18 protein-coding genes, 1 tRNA gene and 8 pseudogenes are annotated in these 24500 nt (G+C 70.0%); 12 read left to right on the top strand and 15 right to left on the bottom strand.

Annotated elements, in window-relative coordinates; translation table 11 throughout:
* Positions 1–81 precede the first annotated feature (81 nt).
* Positions 82–885, bottom strand: a pseudogene (locus G5V59_RS07935) (5'-3' exonuclease H3TH domain-containing protein); the annotation flags it as partial.
* A 142-nt stretch (positions 886–1027) separates the two neighbouring features.
* Between G5V59_RS07935 and G5V59_RS07940 the strand changes: the two are divergent.
* The 5 genes and pseudogenes from G5V59_RS07940 to G5V59_RS07960 all read left to right on the top strand — a co-directional run bounded on the left by G5V59_RS07940 (position 1028) and on the right by G5V59_RS07960 (position 6121).
* Positions 1028–2731, top strand: coding sequence for a hotdog fold thioesterase (locus G5V59_RS07940; protein WP_278256103.1), 1704 nt, complete (start codon positions 1028–1030; stop codon positions 2729–2731).
* Positions 2635–2973, top strand: coding sequence for a transporter substrate-binding domain-containing protein (locus G5V59_RS07945; protein ID WP_278259712.1), 339 nt, complete (start codon positions 2635–2637; stop codon positions 2971–2973). Before G5V59_RS07940 ends, G5V59_RS07945 begins: the two co-directional genes overlap by 97 nt.
* Positions 2974–2983: 10 nt before the next feature.
* Entirely contained in the window at positions 2984–3664 is a 681-nt protein-coding gene (locus G5V59_RS07950; RefSeq protein ID WP_278256104.1) for an ABC transporter permease subunit, read from the top strand.
* A gap of 115 nt (positions 3665–3779) precedes the next feature.
* Positions 3780–4555, top strand: a pseudogene (locus G5V59_RS07955) (amino acid ABC transporter ATP-binding protein).
* A gap of 204 nt (positions 4556–4759) precedes the next feature.
* Positions 4760–6121: a M36 family metallopeptidase gene (locus G5V59_RS07960; protein WP_278256105.1), complete on the top strand. Its 1362-nt coding sequence runs from the start codon at positions 4760–4762 to the stop codon at positions 6119–6121.
* 63 nt (positions 6122–6184) lie between these two features.
* Here G5V59_RS07960 and G5V59_RS07965 read toward each other — a convergent pair.
* The 8 genes and pseudogenes from G5V59_RS07965 to G5V59_RS08000 form a co-directional block, all read right to left on the bottom strand.
* Positions 6185–6911: pseudogene (locus G5V59_RS07965) on the bottom strand (ABC transporter ATP-binding protein).
* On the bottom strand, positions 6895–7173 hold the full coding sequence (locus tag G5V59_RS07970) for a hypothetical protein (protein WP_278256106.1): 279 nt from the start codon (positions 7171–7173) through the stop codon (positions 6895–6897). Before G5V59_RS07970 ends, G5V59_RS07965 begins: the two are co-directional and overlap by 17 nt.
* Positions 7086–8912, bottom strand: coding sequence for an ATP-binding cassette domain-containing protein (locus G5V59_RS07975; protein ID WP_341351153.1), 1827 nt, complete (start codon positions 8910–8912; stop codon positions 7086–7088). Before G5V59_RS07975 ends, G5V59_RS07970 begins: the two co-directional genes overlap by 88 nt.
* The gene (locus tag G5V59_RS07980; protein ID WP_341351154.1) at positions 8912–9199 is read right to left on the bottom strand and encodes a hypothetical protein; all 288 of its coding nucleotides are present in this window, start codon (positions 9197–9199) and stop codon (positions 8912–8914) included. The genes G5V59_RS07975 and G5V59_RS07980 overlap by 1 nt, the downstream gene beginning before the upstream one ends.
* Before the next feature lie 91 nt (positions 9200–9290).
* Positions 9291–9530, bottom strand: a pseudogene (locus G5V59_RS36135) (branched-chain amino acid ABC transporter permease); the annotation flags it as partial.
* A complete protein-coding gene (locus G5V59_RS07990) occupies positions 9517–10362 on the bottom strand; it encodes a hypothetical protein (RefSeq protein WP_278256107.1) in 846 nt (281 codons plus the stop codon). The gene G5V59_RS07990 and the pseudogene G5V59_RS36135, both read right to left, overlap by 14 nt.
* 99 nt (positions 10363–10461) lie before the next feature.
* Positions 10462–11076, bottom strand: a complete 615-nt coding sequence (locus G5V59_RS07995; protein ID WP_278256108.1) for a branched-chain amino acid ABC transporter substrate-binding protein — start codon at positions 11074–11076, stop codon at positions 10462–10464.
* Between the two features lie 222 nt (positions 11077–11298).
* Positions 11299–11845 (bottom strand): annotated as a pseudogene (locus G5V59_RS08000) (response regulator).
* Positions 11846–11988: 143 nt separating this feature from the next.
* On the opposite strand from G5V59_RS08000, the gene G5V59_RS08005 reads away from it, so the two are divergent.
* The 7 genes from G5V59_RS08005 (at position 11989) to G5V59_RS08035 (ending at position 15560) form a co-directional block, all read left to right on the top strand.
* Positions 11989–12061 (top strand) — tRNA-Leu (locus G5V59_RS08005).
* Between the two features lie 75 nt (positions 12062–12136).
* On the top strand, positions 12137–12637 hold the full coding sequence (locus tag G5V59_RS08010) for a hypothetical protein (RefSeq protein WP_278256109.1): 501 nt from the start codon (positions 12137–12139) through the stop codon (positions 12635–12637).
* Positions 12637–13644 (top strand): hypothetical protein, encoded by a 1008-nt coding sequence (locus tag G5V59_RS08015; RefSeq protein WP_278256110.1) that lies wholly within the window; start codon positions 12637–12639, stop codon positions 13642–13644. The genes G5V59_RS08010 and G5V59_RS08015 overlap by 1 nt, the downstream gene beginning before the upstream one ends.
* A gap of 5 nt (positions 13645–13649) precedes the next feature.
* Positions 13650–14147 (top strand): hypothetical protein, encoded by a 498-nt coding sequence (locus tag G5V59_RS08020; RefSeq protein WP_278256111.1) that lies wholly within the window; start codon positions 13650–13652, stop codon positions 14145–14147.
* The gene (locus G5V59_RS08025) at positions 14144–14854 is read left to right on the top strand and encodes a hypothetical protein (RefSeq protein WP_278256112.1); all 711 of its coding nucleotides are present in this window, start codon (positions 14144–14146) and stop codon (positions 14852–14854) included. The genes G5V59_RS08020 and G5V59_RS08025 overlap by 4 nt, the downstream gene beginning before the upstream one ends.
* Positions 14845–15435, top strand: a complete 591-nt coding sequence (locus G5V59_RS08030; RefSeq protein WP_278256113.1) for a hypothetical protein — start codon at positions 14845–14847, stop codon at positions 15433–15435. Before G5V59_RS08025 ends, G5V59_RS08030 begins: the two co-directional genes overlap by 10 nt.
* Positions 15432–15560 (top strand): hypothetical protein, encoded by a 129-nt coding sequence (locus tag G5V59_RS08035; RefSeq protein WP_278256114.1) that lies wholly within the window; start codon positions 15432–15434, stop codon positions 15558–15560. Before G5V59_RS08030 ends, G5V59_RS08035 begins: the two co-directional genes overlap by 4 nt.
* 24 nt (positions 15561–15584) lie before the next feature.
* On the opposite strand, the gene pyk is transcribed toward G5V59_RS08035, so the two are convergent.
* The 6 genes and pseudogenes from pyk to G5V59_RS08070 all read right to left on the bottom strand — a co-directional run bounded on the left by pyk (position 15585) and on the right by G5V59_RS08070 (position 24476).
* The gene (gene pyk, locus G5V59_RS08040) at positions 15585–16970 is read right to left on the bottom strand and encodes a pyruvate kinase (protein WP_278256115.1); all 1386 of its coding nucleotides are present in this window, start codon (positions 16968–16970) and stop codon (positions 15585–15587) included.
* Positions 16971–17144: 174 nt separating this feature from the next.
* A pseudogene (locus G5V59_RS36140) lies at positions 17145–18621 on the bottom strand (glutamate synthase subunit beta).
* The gene (locus tag G5V59_RS08055) at positions 18614–18811 is read right to left on the bottom strand and encodes a hypothetical protein (RefSeq protein WP_278260284.1); all 198 of its coding nucleotides are present in this window, start codon (positions 18809–18811) and stop codon (positions 18614–18616) included. The pseudogene G5V59_RS36140 and the gene G5V59_RS08055 overlap by 8 nt, the downstream one beginning before the upstream one ends.
* A gap of 80 nt (positions 18812–18891) precedes the next feature.
* Positions 18892–23196, bottom strand: a pseudogene (gltB, locus tag G5V59_RS08060) (glutamate synthase large subunit); the annotation flags it as partial.
* A 175-nt stretch (positions 23197–23371) separates the two neighbouring features.
* A pseudogene (locus G5V59_RS08065) lies at positions 23372–24149 on the bottom strand (phosphate ABC transporter ATP-binding protein).
* Between the two features lie 150 nt (positions 24150–24299).
* On the bottom strand, positions 24300–24476 hold the full coding sequence (locus G5V59_RS08070; protein WP_278256117.1) for an Ig-like domain-containing protein: 177 nt from the start codon (positions 24474–24476) through the stop codon (positions 24300–24302).
* Positions 24477–24500: the final 24 nt, after the last annotated feature.

Consider the following 24500-nt stretch of genomic DNA (forward strand, 5'->3'; position numbering starts at 1 on the left):
CCGCGTGCGCAGGCTCACCGCGGAACTCCAGACTCGTCGAGCAGGCTCCAGGGCGGCGGCGCGGTCCCACTCGCCGAGCACCAGGTCGTCGATCTGCTTCTCCAGCGGCAGGTCGCGCACCAGCGCGTTGAGGCGCCGGTTGCGGATCACGTCGCCGAGGTGCTCACGCAGGGACTCGCCCTTCTTGCCGGTGATCTTGTCGGCGTGGGTGATGACGTTGTCGAGGCCGTCGTAGGTGTTGATCCACCTCGCGGCGAAGCCGGCGCCCACGCCGGGCACGCCCGGCAGGTTGTCGGAGACCTCGCCGACGATGGCGGCCAGGCTCGGGATACCGGTGCGGGGGGACGCCGTACTTCTCCTCCACGGCGGCCGGCGTCATCCGGGCCAGGTCGGAGACCCCGCGCATCGGGTAGAGCACCGTCGAGCGCTCGGTCACCAGCCGCAGCGAGTCGCGGTCGCCGGTGAGGATCAGCACCTCCAGGCCGCTGGTCTCGTCGGCCAGCGCCTGGGTGACCAGGGTCGCGATGATGTCGTCGGCCTCGTAGCCCGGCGCCTTGAGGAACTCGATGCCGAAGGCTGGTGAGCATCCGCTCGATCAGCGGCAGGCTGGCTGCTGAACTCGCCGGGCGTCTTGTTGCGCTTGGCCTTGTACTCGGCGTACTCCTCGGTGCGGAAGGTCTGCCGGGAGACGTCGAAGGCGACCGCGACGTGGGTCGGCTGCTCGTCGCGCAGCACGTTGACGAGCATCGAGGTGAAGCCGTAGACGGCGTTGGTGTTCTGCCCGGTGGCGGTCGAGAAGTTCTCCACCGGCAGCGCGAAGAAGGCGCGGTAGGCCAACGAGTGGCCGTCGAGGAGCAGCAGTCGCGGTCGCGTGTTCTCGGGCACCCGGCGACTCTACCGAGACCGGCCGACACCGCCAGGAGGCGGACGCGTCGCTACCCTCGCCCCATGACGTCGAACGAGGAGATCGCGGACTTCCTGCGCGCGAACATGGGCGCGCTGAACGAGCGGATGGGCATCGAGTCTGGTGGAGGTCGACCCCGAGCGGGTGGTCGCGACGATGCCCGTCGAGGGCAACACCCAGCCCTACGGCCTGCTGCACGGCGGCGCGTCGGTGGTCCTCGCCGAGACGCTCGGCTCGGTCGCCGCGGCGCTGCACGCCGGGCCCGACCGGTTCGCCGTCGGCACCGACATCAACGCCACCCACCACCGCTCGGCGACCTCCGGCGTGGTCACCGGCGTCGCCACCCCGCTGCACCGCGGCCGGACGATGGCCAGCCTTCGAGATCGTCGTCAGCGACGAGGCCGGTCGCCGGGTGTGCACCTCGCGGATCACCTGCGCGCTGCTGGAGCGCGACCCCAGCCCGAAGGGCTGAGAACCTCAGGCCTGCTCGGGCAGGCCGAGCCGCTCCGCGCGCGCCCGCCGCAGCGAGCGCCGGGCGGCGAGCACCTTGCTCCGGCCACTGTCGGCACCCGCGCTCGTGCGCTGCGAGGAGACCCGGTTGCGCAGCAGCGTCGTCGGCGCGACCCGGTACATCACCACCGGGGCCAGGCCCAGGCGCGCCATGAACCGGTTCGACTCCCGCGAGGCGTGCGGGACGGCGGTGACGACGTGCAGGACGCCGTTCTCCTCCGCGAACGCGGTGGCGGCCTCCATCAGGGCGTGACCGACCCCGTGGCGACGGAACTGGTCGAGCACGCACGGGTGGATCGACTGCACGCAGGTCTCGAGGTTGAGCGGGGAGAGCGTGGTGATCCGGAGGTGGACGGCACCGGCCACCTGGCCGTCGTACTCGACGACGACGACGCGCTGCTCCGGCGAGGCCTCGGCGGCCTTGATGATCGACTCGAGGTCGGCGACCTGCTCGGAGCGGTCGGCGCGGCGCAGGGCCTCGCTCCACAGGCTCCGCCAGGATCGGCGCGTCGTCGCGCGTCGCGACGCGGGTCGCCAGCGAGTATCGACTCATCGGTCCCTGCCTTCCTCACCCAAGACGGGAACCGCGCGTCTTCGTGCGGTCCGGGCGCCCACATTACGCCCAGGCCCACAGGGCCGACAGGGGTATCCCCGAGTTGGCGTGCAACATCGCGGGGTCGCTCAGGTCACGATCGTGGAACATCCACACACCGTGATCGGCGGGTCCTCGTGCCGGGCCCGGTAAGGGCCTACAGTGCCGCCATGCAGAAGTCTCGAGTGCCTGCCCTCGCCCTGACCGCCGTCACCGCCCTCGCGTTCGGCCTCTCGGCCTGCGCCAAGGACGCCGACACGACGACCACGAAGTCGGGGGTGAAGGCTCGTCGAGGACGGGACGCTGACCATCTGCACCCACCTGCCCTACGAGCCGTTCGAGTTCACCAAGGACGGCCAGATCGTCGGCTTCGACATCGACGTGCTGAAGATCGCCGCCGACGCCGAGGGTCTCGAGACGAAGGTGATCGACACCCCGTGGGAGACGATCACCACCGGCAACGCCACCAAGAACGGCGACTGCGACGTCTCCGCCGGGGCGATGACCATCACCCCGGAGCGCGAGGCCGTCATGGACTTCTCCGAGCCGTACTTCGAGGCGACCCAGGCGCTGCTGGTCAAGAAGGGCGCGGGCTACACCAGCCTCGAGCAGGCTGGCCGGCAAGCGGATCGCGGTCCAGGAGGGCACGACCGGCGCCGACTACGTCAAGAAGAACCTGCCGAAGGGCGCCAAGGCGGTCTCCTTCGAGGACTCCGCGCTCATGATGACCGCGGTCAAGACCGGCAAGGTCGATGCCGGCGTCAACGACAACGGCCTGGTCGACTACTTCGTCAGCCAGAACCCCGACACCGAGGTCACCAAGGAGTTCCAGACCGGGGAGTCCTACGGCTTCGGTGTGAAGAAGGGCGGCAACGACGCCCTGCTGAAGGCCATCAACGCCGGCATCGCGGACAAGGGCGCCTACGAGGCGGCGCACGAGAAGTGGTTCGGCTCGAAGAGCGAGTGACGGCACCCGCATGGCACTGACCAAGCGAAAGCGGGCGGCGTACACCCGCTACGCGATCTACGCCGCCCTCCTCGTCCTGCTCCTGGTCGCCATCCTCGGCGTCGACTGGGGCTCGCTGCGCGACTCCTTCTTCAAGGACGACCTGGTCCGCAAGCAGTTCCCCGACGTCTTGACGGTGGCGCTCAAGAACACCGTCGTCTACACCGCGTGCGGGTTCTCCTTCGGCCTGGTGCTCGGGCTGGTGCTCGCCCTGATGCGGCTCTCCAGCGTCCCGCCGTTCCGGTGGATCTCCACCGGTGTCATCGAGTTCTTCCGCGGCCTGCCGGCGCTGGTGGTCTTCCTCGGCTTCGGCCCCGGCTTCTCGACCGCCTTCCCCGACTACGAGATCCCCGGCGGGAACCTCGGGGTCGCGACCATCGCCCTGGGCCTGGTCGGCGGCGCCTACATGGCCGAGACGATCCGCGCCGGCATCGAGGCGGTGCCGAAGGGCCAGTACGAAGCGGCCCGCACCCTCGGCATGTCGCACTCCCGCGCGATGGTCTCGGTGGTCATCCCGCAGGCGTTCCGGATCGTGCTGCCACCGCTGACCAACGAGCCTGATCCTGCTCACCAAGGACTCCTCGCTGATCTACCTGCTCGGGCTCTCCCTCGACGAGTACGAGACTCACCAAGTGGGGCCGCGAGGGGATGAACAGCGAGCAGAACCTCACCCCGATCATCGTGGTCGGCTTCTGCTACCTGATCATCACCGTCCCGCTGTCGATCGTCGTACGACGCCTGGAAGCCAAGGCCGAGAGGGCCCGCTGATGACCGCATCCCCGAGTGACGCCCGCCCGAGCGCGGACCGCGCCTCCGCCGCCATCGACGTGCAGGACCTGCACAAGTACTTCGGCTCCAACGAGGTGCTCAAGGGCATCGACTTCCACGTCGCCCGCGGCGAGGTCGTGTGCGTGATCGGCCCGAGCGGGTCGGGCAAGTCGACCCTGCTGCGCTGCGTGAACCTGCTGGAGACCCCGACCAGCGGGCAGATCTTCGTCGAGGGCATCGAGGCGACCGACCCCGACGTGGACATCGACGCGCTGCGCTCGCGGATCGGGATGGTGTTCCAGCAGTTCAACCTGTTCCCGCACATGTCGGTGCTGCAGAACCTCACCATCGCCCAGCGCAAGGTGCGCAAGCGCTCCCGGGACGAGGCGGTCGCCGTCGCCCGGCGCAACCTCGACAAGGTCGGCCTCGCCGAGAAGGAGAGCGCCTACCCGGCGCACCTCTCCGGTGGCCAGCAGCAGCGGGTCGCGATCGCGCGGGCGCTGTCGATGGACCCGGACATGATGCTCTTCGACGAGCCGACGAGCGCGCTCGACCCCGAGTCTGGTCGGCGACGTGCTGGCCGTGATGAAGGACCTCGCCGCCGAGGGCATGACGATGATGGTGGTGACCCACGAGATGGGCTTCGCACGCGAGGTCGGCGACAAGCTCGGTCTTCATGGACGGCGGGGTCGTCGTCGAGGAGGGCCTGCCCAGCGAGGTGCTCGCCGATCCGCAGCACGAGCGCACCCAGGCCTTCTTGTCGAAGGTTCTCTAGTTTTTGCCTGTCACTCCGCAAGAACAGCGGCGTGACAGGCAACGCCTTGAAATATCTTCGGCGAGGGTCTTACGCCGAACCCGGGTGGAGTGGTTGTCTGTCGGAGACCCACCCCTCTCGGAAAGGCATCTCCGCATGCGACGCAATTCTCGGTCCGCACTCGCAGCCCTCGCCCTGGCGAGCCTCGCCGCCACGGCCACCTCGATGACCCCGGCCGGCGCCAGCCCCAGCCCGGCCTCCTCCCCCACCGCGGCTGCCGCGCCCGTCCCCGCCGACCTGACGCTCGTGCAGACCCGCACCAGCCTGCTCGGCACGCACACGACCTACGCGCAGACCTACCGCGGCATCCCGGTGCTGGGCGGCTACTACACCGTGCACACCGGCTCGCTCGCCAGGGTCGACGACGGCCGCCGCTCGGTCGCCGGCCTGCCCGACGTCACCGCCGGGCACAGCAAGGCCTCCGCGGTCGGCGTCGCGAAGTCGCACGGCAAGGCCCGCGGCGCCCGGCTGGCGATCCTCCCGGCCACGGCGAGCGCGCCGGCCACCCTGGTCTGGGAGGTCCGCACCTCCGAGGACAAGCAGGTCCTCGTCAACGCCGACAAGGGCACTGTCGTGAAGGTCGTCGACGAGCGCCGGCACGCCGACGGCACCGGCAAGGTCTTCGACCCCAACCCCGTCGTCAGCCAGCAGAACCAGGCGCTCAGGGACAGCAGCGACGCCGCCTCGGCGGTGCCCGCGGCGGCGTACAAGTCGGTGACGCTGGCCAACCTCGACACCTCCGGCTACCTGCGTGGGACCTGGGCGAAGGTCGTCAACAAGACCTCGGGCAAGCAGCCGGCGGCGTACTCCTCGACGCGGACCTTCAGCTACACCCGCGACGACGACCGGTTCGAGCAGGTCAACGCCTACTACGCGGTCGACCGCCTGCAGACCTACATCCGCAGCCTCGGGTTCACCGACGTCAACGCCGAGGCCCAGGACCTCAACGTCAACGGCACCACCGAGGACAACTCGTGGTACACCCCGTCCACGGACGTCATCACGATCGGCACCGGCGGGGTCGACGACGGCGAGGACCAGGAGGTCGTGTGGCACGAGTACGGCCACGCCGTGCAGGACGACCAGGTCCCCGGCTTCGGCTCGACCAGCGACGGCGGTGCCATCGGCGAGGGCTTCGGCGACTACCTGGCGGCCACCATGTCCCAGGCCAACTCCCCCGACTCCGCCACGACGCCGTGGGCGTGCGTGATGGACTGGGACTCCACGGCGTACACCTCGACGACGCCGCACTGCATCCGGCGCCTCGACACCACCAAGACCGTCGCCAACCGCACCGGCGAGGTGCACGCCGACGGCGAGATCTGGAGCCACGCGCTGTGGGACATCAACAAGTCCCTCGGTCGTGACAAGGCCACCAAGATCATCCTCGAGGCGCAGTTCTCCTACGCCGCCAACACCTCGTGGGCGGCAGCGGCCAACACGACCGTCGCCACCGCGAACGCGCTCTACGGCGCGACCGACGCGGCCACGGTGAAGGCCGCGTTCCAGGCCCGCGGCATCCTGTAGGCAGCACGACGAAGGGGCCCGGACGCACGCAGCGTCCGGGGCCCCTCTCGCGTTGCCGGCGGGCTAGACGTCGCCGCCGAGGTAGGCCGCCTTGACGGCCGGGTCGACGGCGAGGTCCTCGCCCTTGCCGGAGCGGACGATCTCGCCCGTCTCCAGGATGTGCGCCTCGTGGGAGCGCTTGAGCGCCTGGGCGGCGTTCTGCTCCACGAGGAGCACGGTGGTGCCCTGCTCGTTGATCTCGGTGATGATCGTGAAGATCTGCTGGATCAGCCTTGGGCGCCAAGCCCATCGACGGCTCGTCCAGCAGCAGCAGCCGCGGGCGCGACATGAGCGCCCGGCCGATGGCCAGCATCTGCTGCTCACCACCCGACATGCTGCCCGCCGCCTGCTTCTCCCGCTCCTCCAGGCGCGGGAACAGCGTGAACACCCGGTCCATGTCGTCGCGGTAGGCCGCCGTCTTGCGGTCCTTGCGCAGGTAGGCCCCCATGTCGAGGTTCTCCCGCACCGTCATGCCCGGGAAGCACCCGCGCCCCTCGGGCGACTGGCTGATCCCCCGCTTGACCCGCTCGTACGGCGCCAGGTGGGTGATGTCCTCGCCCTCGAAGCGAACCGCGCCGCCGCGCACCTTGCGGAGCCCGGAGATGGTCTTCAGCGTGGTCGTCTTGCCGGCGCCGTTGGCACCGACGAGCGAGGTCACGGTGCCCTCCGGCACCGAGAACGAGATGCCGCGGATGGCCTCGATGTGACCGTAGTTCACCTGCAGGTCGTCGACCTCAAGAAGCATCTTCATCCACCCCCAGGTAGGCGGCGATGACCGCCGGGTTGTCGCGGATCTCGGCGGGCGTGCCCTCGGCGATCTTCTGGCCGAACTCCAGCACCACGATCCGGTCGGTCACGCCCATGACGAGGCGCATGTCGTGCTCGATGAGCAGCACGGTGTAGCCCTCGTCGCGGACCTTGCGGATCAGGCTCCATGAGCCTTCACCTTCTCGGCCGGGTTGAAGCCGGCCGCCGGCTCGTCCAGGCACAGCAGGCTCCGGACCGGTGCCCATGGCACGGGCGATCTCGAGGCGCCGCTGGTCGCCGTAGGACAGGTTGGCGGCGAGCTCGTCGTGCCGGGCCTTGATGCCGACGAGTTCCGAGCGAACTCGATGGCCCGCTCTCGCGACGCCGACTCGGTGCGACGGTGCCGTGGCGTGCGCAGCAGGGCGTCCCAGAAGCCCACCTTGCTGTGCGCGTCGGTGCCGACCATCACGTTCTCGAGCACCGTCATCGTCTTGAAGAGCCGGATGTTCTGGAACGTCCGGGCCAGGCCGAGCTTGGTGATCTTGTGCCGCTTCATCGTGGTCAGTGCGGTGCCGTCGAGGCGCACCTGCCCCGACGTGGGCCGGTAGACGCCGGTCATCACGTTGAAGCAGGTCGTCTTGCCGGCGCCGTTCGGCCCGATCAGACCGAGGATCTCGCCCTGGTTGATGTTGAAGTCGACGTCGTTGAGCGCCGTCAGGCCACCGAACTTCAACGTGACCTGGTCGACCTCGAGCAGTGCCTTGGGAGCGTCGTACGACGCGTAGGACTCAGACATTGCGGGGCTCCTCCTCCAGGCTCGGGGTCCAGGCTCGCCTTCCTCCAGGGCCTCGATCTCGGCCGCGACCGCCTTGGCCCGGCGGGTCCGCCGTGGTGGCAGCAGGCCCTCGGGGCGCCAGGTCGCCAGGACCGTCAGCGCCACCCCGAAGAAGAGCAGCCGGAAGTCGGCGAACTCACGGAAGCGCTCCGGCAGGTAGGCCACCAGCGCACCGCCGACGATCGCCCCCCACCGGTTGCCCGAGCCGCCCACGATGACCGCTGCGACGAAGAGCATGGACAACAGCAGCGGGAAGGCTGTCGGGACTGATGTAGCCGCCCTGGCCGCTGGCGTAGAACGAGCCGGACAGACCACCGATGGCGGCACCCAGCGCGAACGCCATGAGCCTTGAACCGGAAGGTCGGCACGCCCATCAGGCTCGGCGGCGTCCTCGTCCTCGCGGGTCGCCTCCCAGGCCCGGCCGACCCGGCTGGCCTTGACCAGGCGGTCGCCGATCAGGACCAGGATCAAGGCCGTGAGGATGAGCCAGTAGTAGGGGATCGCGTTGGTCGCGCCGAACACCAGGAAGTGCGTCGGGTGGTCGAAGTCGAGGGAGGGGACGAGCCCGTTCCACTCGACCCGGGGGATCTCGAACAGACCGCCCGGCTTGAACGGCGGCTCGGCCTCGGGGCCGATCGTGTTCGGGTGCGGGATGTCCTTGATGCCGGCCGAGGCACCGAGCCACTCGATGTTCTTCACGCAGATCCGGATGATCTCACCGAAGCCGAGCGTCACGATCGCGAGGTAGTCACCGCGCACCCGCAGGGTCGGTGCCCCGAGGATGACGCCGGTGACCATGGTGACCGCGATCGCGACCGGCAGCGCCAGGAAGAATGGCCACGAGCCGTGCTGCGAGGTGAGCACGCCGGTGGTGTAGGCACCGGTCGCGTAGAAGCCGACGTAGCCGAGGTCCAGCAGGCCGGCGTACCCGATGACGATGTTGAGGCCCACGGCCACCAGCGCGAACGCCGCGACCTGGAACATCACGCCGCCGAAGTCGATCTGGTTCGTCGTCAGGAGCGGCGGCCGCAGCAGCGGCAGTGCGTAGAAGAACAGGGCGAACAGGATCGTGAGCCCGAGCCTGATCGGCGCGGGCTTGCTGTTGAAGCCGATGACGATCTCGTCCCAGCGCGCACCGACGGCCCGCAGGCCCTTGAGCAGGAGACCCATCAGGCACGCGCCTTTCCGAGCGACTCGCCCAACAGGCCGGAGGGACGGACCAGCAGGATCAGGACCAGCAGCACGAAGGCCACCACGTCCTTCCAGTTCTGGCCGAACAGGGCCGAGCCCCAGTTCTCCATCACGCCGAGGACCAGACCCCCGAGGAGAGCACCGCGCAGGTTGCCGATGCCGCCCATGACGGCAGCGGTGAAGGCCTTCACGCCGAGGATGAAGCCGGCGTTCTGGCGGGTGACCCCGACCTTCATCATGTAGAGCGTCGCCGCCACGCCGGCCATCAGGCCGCCGATGAGGAAGGTCAGCCTGCACGACCCGGGTCGGGTTGACGCCCATCAGGGCGGCCGCCTCCGGGTCCTGGGCGACGGAGCGGATGCCGCGCCCGAAGCGGGTACGTCGCACGAACTGGTCGAGCGCGACCATCATGAGCAGCGCTGCGACCACGATCACCAGGTCGACGTCGGACACCTGGTAGCCACCGATGCTGAACAGGTCGTGCTCACGGATGGTCACCGGGTTGGAGAAGACGTCGCGGGCCTTGCCGGGCGCGACGTAGTTCGCCAGGTCGTCGTCGAGGTGGAAGATCTCGGCGAAGCGGTCACGAAGACCCATCGCCTCCGCCAGCGCGAACGAGGCGCCGATCGCCGAGATCAGCGCGATCAGGCTTGGGCGCGTTCTTGTTCATCAACGGGCGGTAGGCCACCCGCTCGAGCAGGAGCGCCACGCCTGCTGACAGCGCGCAGGCCGCGACCAGCGCGACCAGCAAGACAGGTACGGCCTCACCGAGGCTCCAGGTCGCACTGCCGGTGCCGTGCAGCAGGATGAACACCCACGCCACGGCGAAGGTCCCGTACATGAAGACCTCGGAGTGGGCGAAGTTGATCAGCCTGCAGGACGCCGTAGACCATCGTGTAGCCGAGTGCGATGAGCGCGTAGATCGCGCCGAACACGAGCCCACCCATGGTGTAGGCTCAAGAAATTCTCGGGGCTCCCGAAAAGGTTGCCGAAGTCCAAAGGAGTTCCCTCCGCGATTGTGCTCGACTGCGGCCGGAGGGATCGCCTCCGGCCGCAGTCTGGTCAGTGCTTCAGGGACGATCAGTTGATCTCTTCGGGCTTCTCCACGTCGAGCCTTCCCGTTCTTCACGAAGTACGCGAAGATCTTCGACTCCTTGATGTCGCCGTTCTCGTCGAAGGCGATCGGGCCGCTGACGCCGTCACCGGTGTACTTGCCGATGAACTCGTTGATGGCCTTGCCGTCCTTCGCGCCGTCCTTGATCGCGGCGAGGAAGATGTTCGCCGCGTCGTAGGCCTGCGTCGCGTAGAGACCGGTCGCGCCGAAGTCGGCCGGGGCCGGGGCGGCGGGGGCGGAGAGGACCGCGTCGTTGGCGCCCTCGGCACCGGCGACCTTGACGAAGTTCGGGTCCTCGGAGCCGTCACCGGACATGAACGTGCCCTTGAAGCCACCCTGGCGCAGTCTGCTTGGCCAGCAGGCCGGCCTCGGTGTAGTAGCCGCCGTAGAACACGGCGTCGGCGCCGGAGGACTTCACGCCCTGGACGATCGCGGACATGTTCGTGTCGCCGACCGAGATCTGGTCGGAGTCGACGAGCGCGTCGCCGAGCGCGTCCTTGACGGTGCCGGCGAGGCCCTTGAGTAGTCCTGGCCGTCGTCGACGACGAAGACCTTCTTGGCGCCCGCGGTCTCGGTCAGGTACTTCGCGTCCGCCTTGCCCTGCGCGTCGTCGTTGCCGATGACGCGGTGCCAGGTGGTCCAGCCCTGCTGGGTGATCGTCACGTTGGTGGCCGACGGCGAGATCGACGGCAGGCCGGCCTCGAAGAAGGTCTTGCCGGTGGCGAGCGACTCACCCGAGAAGCCCGGGCCGATCAGGCCGACGATGGAGTCGTCGTTGATGATCTGGGTCGCCAGCGCCGGCGCCTTGTCGGGGCTGCCCTGCGAGTCGAACTTCTTCAGGCTGATCTTGCAGTCGGCGTTGTCGGCGTTGTACTCCTTCAGCGCCAGGTCGATGCCGTTGACCATGTTCTGGCCGAGCGCACCGGCGTCACCGGTGAGCGCGCCCAGGAATGCGAGGTTCTTGCCGCAGAGGCTGCCTCCCTTGGCGTCGCTGCCGTTGTCGCCGTCGTCCGAGCCGCACGCGGTCATGGAAAGGCTGAGGGCCAGCACCGCGACGCCGACCCCGAATACCTTGTTTCGCCTCAAGACAATCCCACTTCCTGTGTCGTTGCGGCAGGCAGACCTCGCCACCCACCGAGATGTCCTGCCGCGGGAACCTACACCGGTCGGTGGGCATCCGGAAGCAACTCGGCGTCTCTCGGGCCGAATCCTGACGAATCTGTTACCTGAGACCCCCGTCACACGGATTTTTTACGAGGAAGACCCACCGGGGACACCGTGGGTGACCACACCCTCGGCTACCTCCCGCATGGACATCCGCAGGTCCATCGCGGTCTTCTGGATCCACCGGAACGCCTCCGGCTCGCTCAGGGAGAGCCTGCTCCTGGAGCACGCCCTTGGCCCGGTCGACGGCCTTGCGCGTCTCCAGCCGCTCGGTGAGGTCCGCGACCTCGGTCTCCAGCCTGCCGGATCTCGGCGAACCGGCTCACCGCCATCTCGATGGCGGGGACCAGGTCGCTCTGCGAGAACGGCTTGACGAGGTACGACATCGCGCCGGCCTCCCGCGCCCGCTCGACCAGGCTCGCGCTGGGAGAAGGCGGTCAGCATCACCACCGGGGCGATCCGCTGCCCGGCGATCGCCTCCGCCGCCGCGATCCCGTCGAGGACGGGCATCTTGACGTCGAGGATCACCAGGTCGGGGCGGTGCTGCTCGGCCAGGCTCGATGGCCTTCTGCCCGTCTGCGGCCTGGCCGACGACGTCGTACCCCTCCTCGGCGAGCATCTCGGCGAGGTCCATCCGGATGAGGGTCTCGTCCTCGGCGATCACCACGGTGCGCGGCGCCGGCGGGGTGGTCGGGGCGGTCTCGGTCACGAGGCAAGGCTATCGGGCCGGGCGGTGTGGGGGTCGGTTCGGATCTGGGCTACCGTTCTGGCGCTGCCGCCCCGGTATCCCAACGGCAGAGGAAGCGGTCTCAAACACCGTCCAGTGTGGGTTCGAATCCCACCCGGGGCACCCACCCTGCGAAGCCGGCGGTTTGACAAGCGTGGGCAAGGGGCATGACCGGGGCCGGAAGGCCTAAGGGGGGTCATGTACGGAGACACTGCCGTCATCCGCCGGCTCGCCACGAAGATGGACGAGCGGGCGACCGACCTGCGCGCGACCGCGGACAAGCCTGGTCGGCTCCGCGGACACCGCGCACTGGTGGTCGGTCAGCGGCGAGCGGATGCGCGCCCAGGTGCGCGAGCGGGCCACCCGCCTGCGCGGGATCGCCGCGGACTACGAGGACGCCGCCGACAAAGCCTGCGCGCGCACGCCGACAAGGTCGACGAGATCAAGGCACTGATCGACCGGATCGAGCGGATGGTCGGCAACCTCGTCGAGGGTGCCCTCGACCGGCTCAAGGAGGCCGGGCACGCCATCGTCGAGGGCGTCAAGGACGGCGTCCGCGCGGTCGGGAACCTGGTGGGACTCGGCGGTGGCGGCGACGAGCCCGACCCGCGCGACGTCCGGCTGGCGCAGTACAAGTCGCCGCCGCCAGGAGACAAGGCCTGGCTCGACGCACCCGACCATCTCGGGATCGAGGTCTGATGCCCACCGTCAACCTGGGCCCCGTCCCCGGGTCCGAGTCCCCCGTCGTCGTACCAGGGCGGGTGCGGCTGGAGCTCGCCCGGCTCGTGGCGCTCGCGCAGGACGCCTCCGTCCGGCTGCCCTTCGACGTCGCGGCCGTCGAGGCGGCCCTCGCGGTCGACCCGGCGGACGGGACCGCCGGCACCGCTGCCGACGAGGCACGGCGCGCCTGGTACGCCCGGCTCTCCTCCGAGACGCCGTCGCCGGAGGACGCGCTCGCCGGCCTGCTCGCCCAGCAAGCCGGACGGGCACACGCCGCGGCGGACGATCCCGAGCCCGAGGCGGAGGCGGGGCGTACCGCCCTGCGGGAGGCGCTCACCGTCCTCGGCCGCCCCGAGGCGCTGCTGGAGGTCGAGCTCGGGCTCCGGCTCGGGGCCGGGGCACCGGAGCAGGTGCGGGCGTGGGTCGCGGTCCACGGCCAGACGGCCGTCTCGCTCGGGACGGTCAGCGGCGCCGACTTCGAGCTCTCCTGGGGTGCGGTCGCCGCGCTGCCCGAGATGCTCGCCCACCTGGTGCGCCTGCCCGTGACGACGCCGCCGGAGGAGGACGCGGAGCCCGTCGTACCCTCGCGCTTCACGTTGCCGGTCGAGCCTGATGGCCGCGGTGGAGGTGGGCGCCCAGCGACATCGCGACGACCTGCTGCCGGCGCTGGTGGAGCGCTTCCCCCGCGCGACCACGGGTGCCGACGGCGAGGCCTACGGTGCCGCCGACACGCTCGGCCTGCTCAACGCGGTCCACGACCGGCTCACCGCCCGGCTGCGCGTGCTGGTGCCCGGACTGCAGGACGACGGCACGCGACTGAGCGGGGCCGGGGTCGTGGTCTGGATGCGGGTGGGCGCGCAGTGGTTCGCGCTGGACCCCGACCTGGTCGCCGGCATCCCGGTGGCGCGCGCCACCGCGGTCGAGCCGCGCGACCTGGCCCGTTGGGTCGGGCCGGTGCTCGCGCGGGTCCGGGGCAAGGAGGGTGAGGTCGATGGGTGAGGAGGGCGGCGGGATCGTCTCGGTCACCGGCGGCGCCGGCGGGATCGAGGCGAGGTACGAGGACATCGAGACCCTCGCGCGCCTCTTCGACGACACCGGCGACGACATGCGGACCTATGCTTGGGACGACAAGGGCATCGCCGCGAACGGCGACCTCGTGGAGTCCTCGATCCTCTCCCCCGGCACCTTCGCCAGCGCCGAGTCCGCCGTGCTCGGCGCCACCATCGGCCCTGGTGGCGTCGCCTTCGAGGCCGTCGACCTCGAGGTCGACGCGCTCGCGATGCGCGCCAACGTCACCATCCTGCGTGGGGTCGACGATCTCCAGCGCCAGGCCTTCGAGGCGCTCGACTACCTGGGCGGACGGTTGCTGGGCACGGTGCTGCCGAGCCTGCTGCTGATCGGCGGCGTCGGCGCCCTGCTCACCGCTGCGCGCAACCCGCTGCTGGCGAAGCCTGCTCTACGACCACCGCGACCAGACTCGGGAAGATGACCCAGGAGCAGACTGATCGACTTCCTGCAGGATCATCCCGAGGTCGTCCAGCACCTCATCAACGGCGGCGGCGGACTGGCGGACGGACTGATCAGCAACCTGCCTCCCGGCGTACGGGAGGCGCTGCTCGCCCAGGCTCGGGCTCGATCCGACGCACCTCACCACGAACGACATCGCCGGCGACCTCGCCGGCCTGTTCGACGACACCGACCCGGTCGTCACCGAGGGCGGCACCGGTGACCGTCACCTGCCAGCACCCGCTTCGATCGAACAAACTGATCAGGAACCTGCGCGACACCAACGGCGGTGGAAACGGCGAGATCGACATCATCAAGATCGGCGAGGGCGACGACGCGCGCTACATCGTGAACCTGCCCGGCACCGACACCTTCCCGCCCGGCAGCCCCGACGCGCGCGACGGACTGGCGAACCTGCAGGCTGATCGGCGGGCAGGACACGGCCTACTCCCGCGGCATCCGCGAGGCGATGGAGCGCGCCGGCATCCCGCCGGACGCCCCCGTCGCTCTGGTCGGGCACTCGCAGGGCGGGATGACCGCCGTCCACCTCGCCAACGACAGGCTCGTTCACCGACCGCTTCAACGTCAAGGACGTGGTCACCGCCGGTGCCCCCACTGCTCAGGTGCCGCACCTGCCCGACGGCATCCAGACGCTGTCCCTGGAGAACACCGGCGACCTGGTGCCCCTGACCGACGGCGAGGACAACCCGGACCAGCCCAACCGCACGACGGTCCGCTTCGACCACCCGACCGACAGCATCGGCGGCAACCACTCGCTCGACACCTACACCGCCGGGGGCCGGCTCGTCGACCAGTCCGACGATCCCTCCCTGGTCGAGTCGAAGGACCAGCCTGCGCAAGGATGGCTTCGTGGGCAACAGCGGGCCGGTGACGACCACCACCTACACGATCGCGCGGGACCGATGAGACGGCCCGCAAGACGTTCCTGGCTGGTCCTCCCGCTCGTCGGGCTGCTCGTGCTCACGGCCTGCAGCCGGTCCGAGAAGTCGCACCTCAACTCTGAGACTCGCCGACCGGGAGGACAAAGTCTGCCCTCCTGTGCGGCCGACGGATGCACCGCGGAGGTCGCGGTCCTCGCGGCGGCACTCGCGAAGCCTCCCCGGCGTGGTGCAGGTCGTCGAACCCAGACTACACCAAGGCACAGGGCACGTCGGGTGCCGACGTCAGCGGATCGCTGGTCGTCGAGAGCGGCGTCGAGTGCGACGCGCTGCGGGAACAGGTTGCCGAGCTCGGCTGGACGTCGTCGGTGAGCCCGCTGACGTCGATGGACCTCGGATGTGGGACGAAGGGCTCGGACCTCGATCTGCAGAACGCCGGCTACGTGTTCATCGAGGTGCGCCCGCAGACGCAGGAGCAGCCTGGAAGCCTGGGGTGATCGCGGGACCCTGCGGCCACCCTCCTAGCGGCGCCGGTACGCCGGAGCGACCTCGTTGATCGCGTCCCCCATCCGGTGGATGCGCAGCGCGTTGGTCGAGCCCGGGATGCCGGGCGGGCTGCCGGCGACGATGACGACGAGGTCGCCCTCCTGCACCCGGCCGATCTTGAGCAGGCTCCTCGTCGACCTGGCGGACCATCTCGTCGGTGTGCTCGACGGTGCCGGTCTGGAAGGCCTCGACGCCCCACGAGACGGCGAGCCTGGGAGCGCGAGCGGGCCTCCGGGGTGAAGGCGAGGACCGGGATGGAGCCTGCGCAGCCGGGCCAGGCGGCGGGCGGAGTCACCGGACTGGGTGAACGCCACGACGTACTTGGCGCCGACCCGCTGGGCGACCTCCTCGGCGGCCTTCGCGATGACGCCGGAGCGGGTGTGCGGGTCCCACTCGATGCGGCCGAAGCGGCTGAAGGTCTCGTCGACGAGGGCGTGCTCCTCGGTGGCGGTGACGATCCGGGCCATCGTCTCGACGGTGTGGATGGGGTGCTCCCCCACGCTCGTCTCGCCGGAGAGCATCACGGCGTCGGCGCCGTCGAGCACGGCGTTGGCCACGTCGCTGGCCTCGGCGCGGGTCGGGGCGGGGTTGGTGACCATCGACTCGAGCATCTGGGTGGCGACGATGACCGGCTTGGCGTTGCTGCGGGCGGCGACGATGATCTTCTTCTGCAGGAAGGGCACCTCCTCCAGCGGGCACTCCACGCCCAGGTCACCGCGGGCGACCATGAAGGCGTCGAAGGCGGCGACGACCTCGTCGAGGTTCTCGATGGCCTGCGGCTTCTCGATCTTCGCGATGACGGGGACGACGACGCCCTCCTGCCGCATGATGGCGCGCACGTCCTCGGCGTCCTTGGCGTTGCGCACGAAGCTCAGCGCGATGAAGTCCACGCCCATGCGCAGCGCGAAGCGCAGGTCGGCCTCGTCCTTGTCCGACAACGCCGGCACCGAGACCGCGACCCCGGGCAGGTTGATGCCCTTGTTGTTGCTGACCTTGCCGCCGACGAGCACCTCGGTGACGACGTCGGTGCCGTCGACGACCTCGACCACCCGCAGCCGGACCTTGCCGTCGTCGATGAGCAGCGGGTCACCGGGCGCGACGTCCCCGGGCAGCCCCTTGTACGTCGTCCCGCAGATCGTCGCGTCGCCGAGCACGTCGCGGGTGGTGATCGTCCAGCGCTGGCCGCGCTTGAGCGGCACGGGGCCGTCGGCGAACCGCTCGAGACGGATCTTGGGGCCCTGGAGGTCGGCGAGGATGCCCACGCCGTGACCGCTGGCGTCGGAGGCCTCGCGGACCAGGCGGTAGACCTCGGCGTGGTCCGCGTGGCTGCCGTGGCTCATGTTCAGCCGCGCCACGTCCATGCCGGCGTAGACCAGACTCGCGAATCCTCCGCTCCGAGTCGGTCGCCGGGCCGAGGGTGCACACGATCTTGGCTCTTCGCACGTTCCAAACCCTATCGGTGACCGGCGGGTAGAAAAAGTCGAGACGACGCAAACTCGAGATGAAGTCTGCGCCGTCTCGACGGAAGCGGTGCCTCAGACCACCAGCGGGCGCGCCGTCGGCGGGATCGGGGCGGGCAGCTGGGTGCTGCCGGTGAGGAAGGTGTCCACACCGGCGGCGGCCGCCCGGCCCTCCGCGATCGCCCACACGATGAGCGACTGGCCGCGGCCCGCGTCACCGGCGACGAAGACGCCGGGAACGTTGGTCGCGTAGTTCTTGTCGCGCTTGACGTTGCCGCGCTCGTCCAGGCTCGACACCGAGTCTGCTCGACCAGGCCGGGCTGCTCGGGGCCCACGAAGCCCATCGCGAAGAGCACCAGGTCGGCCGGGATCTCCCGCTCGGTGCCCTCGTGCTCGACCAGGCTTTGCCGCCCTCGAAGGAGACCTCGACCAGGCGCAGCGCCCGGACGTTGCCGTCCTCGTCGCCGAGGAACTCCTGGGTGGACACGGCGTAGACCCGGTCGCCGCCCTCCTCGTGCGCGGAGGAGACCCGGAACAGCATCGGGTACGTCGGCCACGGCTGGTTGGTCGGACGGTCCTCCGTCGGCTGGGGCATGATCTCCAGGCTGCGTGATGGAGGCAGCACCCTGGCGGATCGAGGTGCCGAGGCAGTCGGCCCCGGTGTCACCGCCACCGATGATCACGACGTGCTTGCCGTCGGCGCGGATCTGGCCCTCGACCTCCTCCCCCAGCGCGACGCGGTTGGCCTGCGGCAGGAACTCCATCGCCTGGTGGATGCCCTTGAGCTCGCGCCCGGGCACCGGGAGGTCGCGCGGGACGGTCGAGCCGACGGCGATCACCACGGCGTCGTACCGGTCCCTGAGCGCCTGGCCGGTGAGCCTTGCCCTCGCCGACGGTGACGCCGGAGCGGAACACCGTGCCCTCGCGCATCATCTGCTCGAGGCGCTTGTCGAGGTGCTTCTTCTCCATCTTGAACTCGGGGATGCCGTAGCGCAGCAGCCCGCCGGGCTTGTCGGCCCGCTCGTAGACGGCCACGGTGTGTCCGGCCCGGGTGAGTCTGCTGAGCGGCGGCGAGGCCCGCGGGCCCCGATCCGATGACCGCGATCGTCTTGCCCGAGAGCCACTCCGGCGGCTGCGGCCGCACGTAGCCGGACTCGAAGGCCTTGTCGATGATCGAGACCTCGATGTTCTTGATCGTCACGGCCGGCTGGTTGATGCCGAGCACGCAGGCGGTCTCACAGGGAGCCGGGCAGAGGCGACCGGTGAACTCCGGGAAGTTGTTGGTCGCGTGCAGGCGCTCGATCGCGCCCTCCCAGTCGTCGCGCCAGACCAGGTCGTTCCACTCCGGGATGATGTTGCCCAGCGGACAGCCGGAGTGGCAGAACGGGATGCCGCAGTCCATGCAGCGACTCGCCTGGACGTTGATGATCGGCAGCAGCGCGCGGCCGATCCCGCCCGGGTAGACCTCGTTCCAGTCGTTGACCCGCTCCTCGACCGGGCGACGGGTCGCGACCTCGCGGGTGTTCTTGAGGAAACCCTTCGGGTCAGCCATACAGCACCTCCATGACTCGGTTGGCGGCGGCGTCGGCGTCGAGGCCCTCGGCCTCCGCCTCGGCCTGGACCGCCAGGACCTTCGCGTAGTCGCGCGGCATGACCTCGGTGAACCGCGGCAGTGCGGCCTCCCAGTCGTCCAGCAGCGCACCGGCAACCTCGGAGCCGGTCTCCTCGAAGTGCTTGCGCACGATGGCCTGCAGGCTCGCCGGCGTACTCCTCGCTCACCGGACGCAGGTCGACGAGACTCGCCGTTGACCCGGAAGTCCTTGAGGTCGAGCACCCAGGCGATGCCGCCGGACATGCCGGCCGCGAAGTTGCGCCCGGTCTTGCCCAGCACGACCACCCGGCCGCCGGTCATGTACTCGCAGCCGTGGTCGCCCACGCCCTCGGTCACGATCGTGGCTCCGGAGTTGCGCACGCAGCACCGCTCGCCGACGCCGCCGCGGATGAAGATCTCACCCGAGGTCGCGCCGTAGGCGATGGTGTTGCCGGCGATGATGTGCTCGTCGGCCTTGAACGTCGCCGCGCGGTCGGGCCGGATCGCGATCCGGCCGCCGGAAAGGCCCTTGCCGACGTAGTCGTTGGCGTCGCCCTCCAGCCGCAGGGTGATCCCCTTCGGCAGGAACGCGCCCAGGGACTGGCCCGCCGACCCGAGGAAGGTCAGGTCGATGGTGCCCTCGGGGAGCCCGTCGCCGCCGTACCTCTTGGTGACCTCGTGGCCGAGGATGGTGCCGACGGTGCGGTGGACGTTGCGGATCGCCAGCCTGGGCCCGCACCGGCTCGCCCCGCTCCAGCGCCGGAGCCGCCAGGGGCAGGATCTCCGTCACGTCGAGGGACTTGTCCAGCGCGTGGTCCTGGGTGCCGGTGTTGCGCAGGTCCTGCTCGGGGAAGTGCGTCGCGGCGATGTCGACCTTGTGCAGGATCGGCGCCAGGTCGAGACCCTGCGCCTTCCAGTGCGTGACGGCCTCGACGGTGTCGAGCGCCTCGACCTGGCCGATGGCCTCCTCGATCGAGCGGAAGCCCAGGCTCCGCGAGCAGACTCGCGGACCTCCTCGGCGATGAACTCGAAGAAGTTCACGACGTACTCGGCCTTGCCGCTGAACCGCGAGCGCAGCGCGGGGTTCTGCGTCGCCACGCCCACCGGGCAGGTGTCGAGGTGGCAGACCCGCATCAGGATGCAGCCCGAGACCACCAGCGGGGCGGTCGCGAAGCCGAACTCCTCGGCACCGAGCAGCGCGGCGATGACCACGTCCCGCCCGGTCTTGAGCCTGGCCGTCGGTCTGCACCACGATCCGGTCGCGCAGGCCGTTGAGCAGCAGCGTCTGCTGGGTCTCGGCGAGGCCGAGCTCCCAGGGACCACCGGCGTGCTTGAGCGAGGTCAGCGGCGAGGCGCCGGTTCCCCCGTCGTGGCCCGAGACCAGGACGACGTCCGCGTGCGCCTTGGACACACCCGCGGCCACCGTGCCGACGCCCACCTCGGAGACCAGCTTCACGTGGACGCGGGCCGAGGGGTTGGCGTTCTTGAGGTCGTGGATCAGCCTGCGCCAGGTCCTCGATCGAGTAGATGTCGTGGTGCGGCGGCGGGCTGATCAGGCCGACGCCCGGCGTGGAGTGCCGGGTCTTGGCGACCCACGGGTAGACCTTGTTGCCGGGCGGCTGGCCGCCCTCACCGGGCTTCGCGCCCTGCGCCATCTTGATCTGGATGTCGTCGGCGTTGGTGAGGTACTCGCTGGTGACGCCGAAGCGGCCGGACGCGACCTGCTTGATCGCGCTGCGCCGCTCGGGGTCGTGCAGCCGCTCGGAGTCCTCGCCGCCCTCACCGGTGTTGGACTTCGCGCCGAGCCGGTTCATGGCGATGGCGAGGGTCTCGTGCGCCTCCCGCGAGATCGAGCCGTACGACATGGCTCCCGTCGAGAACCGCTTCACGATCTCGCTGACCGGCTCGACCTCGTCGATGGAGATCGGGGTCCGGCCGAACGCACCGGCGTCCTTGAACTTGAACAGTCCCCGCAGCGTCATCAGCCGCTCGGACTGCTCGTCCACGGCCGCGGTGTACTGCTTGAAGATGTCGTAGCGACCGGTCCGGGTGGCGTGCTGCAGGCGGAACACCGTCTCCGGGTTGAAGAGGTGCGGCTCGCCCTCGCGACGCCACTGGTACTCGCCGCCGATCTCGAGCTCGCGGTGCGCGGGCACGATCCCGGCCGGCGGGTAGGCCTTGGCGTGGCGTGCGGCCACCTCTTCGGCGATGACGTCGAGTCTCGACGCCGCCCAGGCTTGGAGGTGGTGCCGGTGAAGTACTTGTCGACGACCGTCTGGGAGAGGCCGATGCACTCGAAGATCTGCGCACCGGTGTACGACGCCACGGTGCTCACGCCGATCTTGGACATCACCTTCACGACGCCCTTGCCGAGCGCCTTGATCAGGTTCTTCACGGCCTGCTCGGGCTCGGCCTTGACGTAGTAGCCCTCGCGCGCGAGGTCCTCGACGGTCTCCATGGCGAGGTACGGGTTGACCGCGGCCGCGCCGTAACCGACCAGCAGCGCCACGTGGTGCACCTCGCGGACGTCGCCGGCCTCGACGAGCAGCCCCACCTGGGTGCGGGTCTTCTCGCGCACCAGGTGGTGGTGGACCGCGCCCGTCAGCAGCAGCGACGGGATCGGAGCCAGGTCGGCGGTGGAGTGCCGGTCGGAGAGCACGATGATCCGCGCGCCGCTGGCGATCGCCGCGGACACCTCGGCGCAGATCTCGTCGATCCGGGCCGCCATGGCCGCGCCGCCGCCCTGCACGTCGTACAGGCCGCGGGAGACGTGGGTGATGAAGCCCGGGTGGTCGCCCTCGCGGTTGATGTGGCGGATCTTGGCCAGGTCGTCGTTGGAGATGACCGGGAACGGCAGCACGATCTGCCGGCACGAGGCCGGGGCCGGGTGGAGCAGGTTCGACTCCGGGCCGATCGAGCCGTAGAGCGAGGTGACGAGGCTCCTCGCGGATGGCATCCAGCGGCGGGTTGGTGACCTGCGCGAAGAGCCTGGCTGAAGTAGTCGAAGAGCAGCCGCGGCTTCTCGCTCAGCGCCGCGATGGGCGTGTCGGTGCCCATCGAGCCGAGCGGCTCCCCGGCGGTGTTGGCCATCGGGGTGAGCAGGACGCGCAGGCTCCTCCTCGGTGTAGCCGAAGATCTGCTGACGACGGGTCACCGAGGCGTGGGTGTGCACGATGTGCTCGCGCTCGGGGATGTCGTCGAGGTGGATCATCCCGGCGTGCAGCCACTCGCCGTACGGGTGCTCGGCGGCCAGCCTGGTCCTTGACCTCCTCGTCCTCGATGATCCGGTGCTCCTCGGTGTCGACGAGGAACATGCGGCCCGGCTGCAGCCGGCCCTTGCGGACCACCGTGGCCGGGTCGAGGTCGAGCACGCCGACCTCGGAGGCCAGCACGACGAGGCCGTCCTCGGTCACCCAGAACCGGGAGGGGCGCAGGCCGTTGCGGTCCAGGACCGCGCCGATCTGGGTGCCGTCGGTGAAGACGACACAGGCCGGGCCGTCCCACGGCTCCATCATCGTGGAGTGGAAGGCTGTAGAACTCGCGCCGCTGCGCGTCCATCTCGGTGTGGTTCTCCCACGCCTCCGGGATCATCATCAGCACCGCGTGCGGCAGGCTGCGACCACCCATGTGGAGGAGCTCGAGGACCTCGTCGAAGGACGCCGAGTCCGAGGCGCCCGGGGTGCAGATCGGGAAGAGCCGCTCCAGGTCGCCCGGGATCTCCTCGGACTCCAGCAGCGCCTCGCGCGCCCGCATCCAGTTGCGGTTGCCCATGACGGTGTTGATCTCGCCGTTGTGCGCGATGAAGCGGAACGGGTGCGAGAGCGGCCAGGCTCGGGAAGGTGTTCGTCGAGAACCGCGAGTGCACGACACCGATCGCGGAGGCCATGCGCTCGTCGCGCAGGTCCGGGAAGAAGTTGTCGAGTCTGGTCGGTGGTCAGCATGCCCTTGTAGGCGAGCGTGCGCGAGGACAGCGACGGGAAGTAGACGTCGGTCTCGCGCTCGGCGCGCTTGCGCAGGCAGAAGGCCAGGCGCTCGAGGTCCATGCCGTTGAGTGCGCCACCGGGCGCCTGCACGAACAAGCTGGGTGAAGGTCGGCATGACGCTGAGCGCCATCGTGCCGAGGATGTCCGGGTTGACCGGCACCTCGCGCCAGCCGAGGACCGTCAGGCCCTCCTCGGCGGCGAGCTCCTCGATCCGGCCACGGGTCTTGGCCACCTGCTCCTCGTCGCCGGGCAGGAAGGCCGTGCCCACGGCGTACGAGCCGGCGGCGGGGAGGGTGACCCCGGCGTCGGCGGCCACGGCGCGCAGGAAGGCGTCCGGGACCTGCAGCAGGATGCCGGCACCGTCGCCGGAGTTGGCCTCGGCGCCGGCGGCACCGCGGTGATCCAGGTTGCGGAGGGCCGTCAGGGCCTTCACCACGATGTCGTGGCTGGCCTCACCGGTCAGCGTCGCGACGAAGGCGACGCCACAGGCGTCCTTCTCGTGACGCGGGTCGTAAAGACCCTCCGGCGGCGGGAACGCGTGCGAATAGGGCACCAGGGTTCTCCCGTCGACTACGTCCGTGTCACCCCGTCGCCTTGAGCGAGCGAGGACGTCCACGGAAGGTGGGGCGCAAGGGACAGCACTGGCCCACGCGGCGGAGCGCTCAGATTACCACTCTGTGACGCCGTGTCTCGCCGAGGTGACGCGGTCCTGGACACCGCGGGACCGCTCAGCCGAAGCGGCCGTTGACGTAGTCCGCCGTCCGGGGGTCCTGCGGGTCGTCGAAGATCACGCCCGTCGGGCCCTGCTCGACGATCACGCCGGGGGTCCCGTGAGCGGCGAGGAAGAAGGCGCAGCGGTCCGAGACCCGGGCCGCCTGCTGCATGTTGTGGGTGACGATCACGATCGTCACCTGGGACCCGATCTCGCGGATCGTCTCCTCCACCACGCGGGTGGAGGTGGGGTCGAGGGCCGAGCACGGCTCGTCCATCAGCAGCACCCGGGGCCGTACGGCGAGCGAGCGCGCGATGCACAGCCGCTGCTGCTGTCCGCCCGACAGCGCCGAGCCGGGCTGGCGCAGCCGGTCGCGGACCTCGGCCCACAGCCCGGCCCGGGTCAGCGACTCCTCGACCAGGTCCTCGCGCTCGGACTTGCGGATCTTGGCGCCGACCAGGTGGAGCCCGGCGAGCACGTTGTCCTGGATCGACATCGCCGGGAACGGGTTGGGCTTCTGGAACACCATGCCGATCGCCCGGCGGGCGTCGGTGAGCCGGCGGTCGGGGTCGTAGATGTCCGTCCCGTCCAGGCGCACCTCCCCTGCCAGCGCCGCGCCCGGCACCAGACTCGTGCATCCGGTTGAGGATGCGCAGGAAGGTCGACTTGCCGCAGCCCGAGGGCCCGATCAGCGCGGTCACCTGGCCGGCGGGCACGTCGATGGAGACCCGGTCGAGCACCTTGCGCTGCCCGAACCAGGCGGACACCGCCTCTGCCTCCAGACGGCCGGGCAGCGGGCCGTGCGACTCCGGAACCGGCGGCGCGGGCGGCGACTCCGGGCCGACGGCGGGGATGACGAGGGTGGAATCGGACACGGCACTTCTCCTTCGTGGGGTGGCCGGCCGCCGGGGTCTCCCCCGGCGGCCGACCGGCTGCTGCGGGTGCTACTTGACGATCAGCGTCGAGTACGCGCTGGCGCTGCGGGCGACGTAGCCGTTGCCGGAGTAGAGGACCCGGATCTTGTGGGTCCCCTTCGCCAGCCTCGGCAGGGTGACGGTGAGCCTGCCGAGGTTCGCCGCCTTGAGGGTCACGCGCTTGATGACCTTGGCGCCGTCGTACACCGTGAAGGTGCCGGTGAGGTACGC

The sequence above is a fragment of the Nocardioides convexus genome, from assembly GCF_011090295.1.

Coding starts and splice junctions, on each gene's coding strand:
- G5V59_RS07960 (WP_278256105.1), top strand. CDS start 4,760: ATGACCCCGGCCGGCGCCAGCCCCAGCCCGGCCTCCTCCCCCACCGCG.
- G5V59_RS07975 (WP_341351153.1), bottom strand. CDS start 8,912: ATGGGTCTCCTGCTCAAGGGCCTGCGGGCCGTCGGTGCGCGCTGGGAC.
- G5V59_RS07990 (WP_278256107.1), bottom strand. CDS start 10,362: ATGTCCGGTGACGGCTCCGAGGACCCGAACTTCGTCAAGGTCGCCGGT.
- G5V59_RS07980 (WP_341351154.1), bottom strand. CDS start 9,199: ATGGCCGGCGTGGCGGCGACGCTCTACATGATGAAGGTCGGGGTCACC.
- G5V59_RS08020 (WP_278256111.1), top strand. CDS start 13,650: ATGGGTGAGGAGGGCGGCGGGATCGTCTCGGTCACCGGCGGCGCCGGC.
- G5V59_RS07950 (WP_278256104.1), top strand. CDS start 2,984: ATGGCACTGACCAAGCGAAAGCGGGCGGCGTACACCCGCTACGCGATC.
- G5V59_RS07970 (WP_278256106.1), bottom strand. CDS start 7,173: ATGGGCACCGGTCCGGAGCCTGCTGTGCCTGGACGAGCCGGCGGCCGG.
- G5V59_RS07995 (WP_278256108.1), bottom strand. CDS start 11,076: ATGACCGCGTGCGGCTCGGACGACGGCGACAACGGCAGCGACGCCAAG.
- G5V59_RS08010 (WP_278256109.1), top strand. CDS start 12,137: ATGTACGGAGACACTGCCGTCATCCGCCGGCTCGCCACGAAGATGGAC.
- G5V59_RS08025 (WP_278256112.1), top strand. CDS start 14,144: ATGACCCAGGAGCAGACTGATCGACTTCCTGCAGGATCATCCCGAGGT.
- pyk (WP_278256115.1), bottom strand. CDS start 16,970: ATGGACGTGGCGCGGCTGAACATGAGCCACGGCAGCCACGCGGACCAC.
- G5V59_RS08015 (WP_278256110.1), top strand. CDS start 12,637: ATGCCCACCGTCAACCTGGGCCCCGTCCCCGGGTCCGAGTCCCCCGTC.